At 51.9% G+C, this 616-nt stretch carries 1 protein-coding gene; it reads left to right on the top strand.

The annotated features are described in order from the left end of the window. On the top strand, window positions 1-616 hold a 616-nt coding region (locus tag WMO44_RS14970; RefSeq protein WP_494337437.1), incomplete at both ends, for a class I SAM-dependent methyltransferase.

The raw sequence follows: 616 nt of genomic DNA on the forward strand, positions 1-616 counted from the left end.
GTGGAACTGGATTCCATCACCGGACGCATCGCCCAAAAACTATATCCACAGGCCGACATTACGGTTGCTGGCTTTGAAACCACCGACCGCCGAGATTTTTACGACCTTGCCGTAGGTAATGTCCCTTTCGGTCAGTACAAAGTCAACGACAAGGCGTACAACAAACTGGGTTTTTCTATCCACAACTACTTTTTCGCCAAGACTATCGACCAGATCCGACCGGGCGGCGTGATTGCTTTCGTGACCAGCCGTTTCACGATGGACAGCAAAGACAGCAGTGCCCGCAAGTACATGGCGGAACGTGCTGATTTGCTGGGAGCCATCCGCTTACCCAACAACGCTTTTAAGGCAAATGCAAGCACCGAGGTTGTTTCGGATATCCTCTTTTTGCAGAAGCGTGACCGCCCTGCAGACATCGAACCTGCATGGGTGCAGCTGGGGCAGACCGAAGATGGCTTCAATATCAATCAGTATTTTGTAGACCATCCGGAAATGGTGCTGGGAAATTTGGAACTAGAAAGCACCCAGTACGGCCATGACCTGACCGTTGCACCAATCGAAGATGCAAACCTTGCAGACCAGCTTACCGAAGCGGTGCAGCACATCGAGGGCCAGT

Source organism: Faecalibacterium tardum (assembly GCF_040096515.1).
GTDB lineage: Bacteria > Bacillota > Clostridia > Oscillospirales > Ruminococcaceae > Faecalibacterium > Faecalibacterium tardum.